Here is a 3,447-nt window from a genome sequence, read left to right as displayed (position 1 = left end):
GCCCGCAGCAGGGCCGCGACGCGCCGCAGCCTCCGATGGGCGGGCCGGGCGGCCAGAACCCCGGCTGACAGGCGCCGGAAACCGACAGGCGGGGCCGCACCAGCGGCCCCGCATGCGTTCAGGCGGCCGCCGGGCCTGCCGGCGCGCCGCGCATGCAGACGCGCCTGCCCCCGACCCCGACGACCTCGATCGCGATCCCGTAGAGGCGGGAGAGCGAGCCCCCGGTGACCACCGAATCGACCGGGCCGAAGCCCGTCAGCCGGCCGTCCTTCAGGAGCGCGGCGTGGCTCGCGCAGGCGAAGGCGTGATCGGGGTGATGGGTGGAAAGCAGGATCGCCAGCCCGCGGCCGCGCAGTTCCGCCACGACGTCGAGCACGAGCTGCTGGTTGCCGTAATCGAGGCTCGCCGTCGGCTCGTCGAGCACCAGTACGCGCGGCTCCTGCGCCAGCGCACGGGCCACGAGGGCGAGCTGCCGCTCGCCGCCGCTGATGCGCGTACAGTCCCGCTCCGCGAGATGGGCGATTCCGAGCTCGGCGAGGATGCGGCGGCCGAGCGCCCAGTCGTCCGCTGCCGGCGCGGCGAAGAGACCGAGCCGGGCGGTCCGGCCCATCACCACCGTCTCCAGGACCGAGAAGGGGAAGAAGCCGGGCGCGGCCTGCGGCACGTAGCCGAAGGCGCGAGCGCGCCGCTCCGGCGACCAGCCGGCAATGTCCTCGCCGGCGAGGCGGACGGTCCCGCCGAGGGCGGGCAGCAGGCCGAGCACGGTCCGGAAGAGGGTCGTCTTCCCGCTCCCGTTCGGCCCGAGCAGGGCGAGCGCCTCGCCGCCGGCGACGGTGAAGGAGAGGCCGGATCCGACCGGCCGCCGGCCATGGCCGAAGGCCAGGTCCTCGACGACGAGGAGCGGCGGCGTCATTGCCATTGCCGCCGGCTGGTCGCCAGCAGCCAGATGAAGATCGGCGCGCCGAGAAGGGCGGTCAGCACGCCGAGCGGGATCTCGGTCGGTCCGAGCGTGCGCGCGAGCGTGTCGACGACGAGAAGAAAGGCCCCGCCGAAGAGCAGCGAGGCGGGCAGCAGCAGCCCGAAGGACGGGCCCACGAGAAGGCGGGCCATGTGGGGGACGACGAGGCCGACCCAGCCGACGATGCCGGCGACCGCGACGGCGGAGGCCGTCATCAGCGTGGCGGCGCCGACGACCGCCAACCGGAGCGAGCGGGTGTCGACGCCGAGCGCGCGCGCCTCCTCCTCGCCGAGCATCATCACGTTGATCCGCCAGCGCAGGAGCGCGAGCGGCACGAGCCCGAGGAGAACGGCGGGCGCGAGCGCGAGAATGTCGGCACGGTTCGCGGCGGAGAGGCTTCCGAGCAGCCAGAACGTGATCGCCGGCAACTGGTTATAGGGATCCGCAAGGACCTTCACGAGCGCGATGCCCGCGCCGAGAAGCGCGCCGATCACGATCCCGGTGAGCACCAGGACCAGCACCGGATCCCGGCTGCGGAGCGCGCTCGCAACCGCATAGACGGTACCGACGGCGGCGAGCCCGCCGGCAAAGGCGAGGGCCTGGACCGCGAGCACCGGAAGGGAGAGGAAGATGCCGAGCACCGCCCCGAAGGCCGCGCCCGCGGAGACGCCGAGTATGTCGGGCGAGACGAGCGGATTCCGGAACAGGCCCTGATAGGCCGCGCCCGCCGCCGAAAGGGCCGCGCCGATCGCGACGGCGATCAGGATGCGCGGACCGCGGATCTGGCCGATCACGAGCTCCGCCGAGCGATCGATGCCGGAAGGCGCTCCGGTGAGGCCGGCCGCAGCCCAGGCCAGGATCTCGTGCCACGAGACCGGATACGCGCCGAGACCGAAGGCAAGGAGCGCGGCGGCGGCGAGCGCGGCGAACCCGGCCAGGAACGCGATCGGAGAACGTGGCCCCGCGCCCGCGGGCGGGGCTCCGGGGAGGCGCCTCATCCCGGCCGTCGGTAGAGGAGCCGCGCGAGGTCCTCGTCGCCGAGTTCCGTCTGGTAGAAGAGCGCGTAGAACGACCGCGTGAGATCCTCGAGCGGCTCGGGAAAGAGGTCCGGATAGAGAATCGCGGCGAGCCAGCGCACGCCGATGACGCGGTTCACCGAGGGCGGGAAGTCGACCCAGGGAAACGGATATTGCGGCGCGAGATAGACGCGGCCGCTCCGCACCGCCGCGACCGTGGACCAGAGCGGATCGTCGCCGACCTTCGCCGCGAAGACCGGGTCGACGGTGACGATGACTTGCGGATTCCAGGCCAGCACCTGCTCGAGCGAGACGCTGGCGAGCCCGTTTCCGCCGGCGCTCGCGCCCGCGACGTTGCGTGCACCGACGACATCGAGCGCCTCGACATTGATCGAGCCCGCAAGCGCCGTGTCGAGGCCCTCGGGCCCGCGCGCGTAATAGACGCGCGGGCGCGCGTCCGGCGGGACCGAAGCGATCCGCCGCGCCGCCTCGCCGAGCATGCTCTCGATCGCGGCGGCGAGCGCCTCGCCGCGCGCCTCGACCCGCAGAATTCGCCCGAGCAGCCGGTACGTGTCCGGCAGTTCCTCCAGCCGTCCCCCGAGAAGGAGGGCCGGAACGCCGGTCTGCGCCTCGACCCTGTCCGCGAGCGAGGCATAGGTGGCTCCCACCGAGCCGATGTCGACGACGAGGTCCGGCCGGAGCTTCAGCACCGTCTCGAGATTGATGTCGTTGCCGCGACCGGTGAGCCGCCCGTGGACCGGAAGATCCCGGAAGCGCTCGGGAAGGTAGGCGGCCGCGGCGGGCGGGAGCGCGCGGGTCCAGCCGAGGAGCTTCCCGGGCGCAAGCGTGAAGAGGACGATCGAGGCCGGTGGCCCGGCCGCGAAGACCCGCTCCACGACGTCCGGCACCCGCACCGCCCGCCCGGCCGCGTCGGTGATCTCGGCGGCCGGCGCCCGCGTGAGCGTCAGGGCGACGAGAAGGGCCGCCAGAGGCGCACCGAGGACACGCAGGAGACGCCCCGTCATTTTCCGATCATGACGTCGGAGGCCTTGATGACCGCGCTCGCCCGGTCGCCGACGGCGAGAGCAAGGTCGTCCACGGCCTCGTTGGTGATCGAGGCCGTGACGACGAGGCCGGGCGCGATCTCGATGCGCACATGCGCCGTGGTCTCGCCCTTCGTCACCGCGATGACCCTGCCGGGCAGGATGTTCCGAGCGCTGAGCTTCATGGTTTCCCCTCCGTTCCGCAGCCGGGATCGATCGGGGTGAAAGCATAGGATTGCAGCGAATTCTGTCCAGCGGCGAACACCCGGCGGGCACGCCCGGATCGCCGGACGCCCGGATCAGAAGAGCGTGCCCTGCCCGGCCGGCTCCCGCTTCCGGCGCCCGCGCTGCGGCACCGGATCTGCCGACGCCGCGCGCGCCGCCGGTCCGGCCCCGGGAGATCCGGCCGCGCCGTCGGCGGTGGCCGCGA

The 3,447-nt window shown here is 73.2% G+C and carries 4 protein-coding genes; all 4 read right to left on the bottom strand.

Annotated elements, in window-relative coordinates; all coding sequences use genetic code 11:
* Window positions 1-118 precede the first annotated feature (118 nt).
* From E4O86_RS22575 to E4O86_RS22560, 4 genes are read right to left on the bottom strand one after another with little or no spacing between them, the layout of a single operon-like run.
* Window positions 119-913 carry an ABC transporter ATP-binding protein gene (locus E4O86_RS22575; RefSeq protein WP_161142791.1) on the bottom strand — a complete coding sequence of 265 codons (795 nt, stop codon included), beginning with the start codon at window positions 911-913 and terminating at the stop codon, window positions 119-121.
* On the bottom strand, window positions 910-1,956 hold the full coding sequence (locus E4O86_RS22570) for a FecCD family ABC transporter permease (RefSeq protein WP_161142790.1): 1,047 nt from the start codon (window positions 1,954-1,956) through the stop codon (window positions 910-912). The genes E4O86_RS22575 and E4O86_RS22570 overlap by 4 nt, the downstream gene beginning before the upstream one ends.
* Complete coding sequence (locus tag E4O86_RS22565) at window positions 1,953-2,999, bottom strand: ABC transporter substrate-binding protein (RefSeq protein ID WP_161142789.1); 1,047 nt, start codon at window positions 2,997-2,999, stop codon at window positions 1,953-1,955. Before E4O86_RS22565 ends, E4O86_RS22570 begins: the two co-directional genes overlap by 4 nt.
* On the bottom strand, window positions 2,996-3,202 hold the full coding sequence (locus E4O86_RS22560) for a TOBE domain-containing protein (RefSeq protein WP_161142788.1): 207 nt from the start codon (window positions 3,200-3,202) through the stop codon (window positions 2,996-2,998). The genes E4O86_RS22565 and E4O86_RS22560 overlap by 4 nt, the downstream gene beginning before the upstream one ends.
* Window positions 3,203-3,447 lie beyond the last annotated feature (245 nt).

The sequence above is a fragment of the Propylenella binzhouense genome, assembly GCF_009866965.1.
Taxonomy (GTDB): Bacteria; Pseudomonadota; Alphaproteobacteria; order Rhizobiales; family Afifellaceae; genus Propylenella; species Propylenella binzhouense.
Note: the sequence above shows the minus strand (reverse complement) of the source record. Positions and strands in the feature narration are given on the sequence as shown.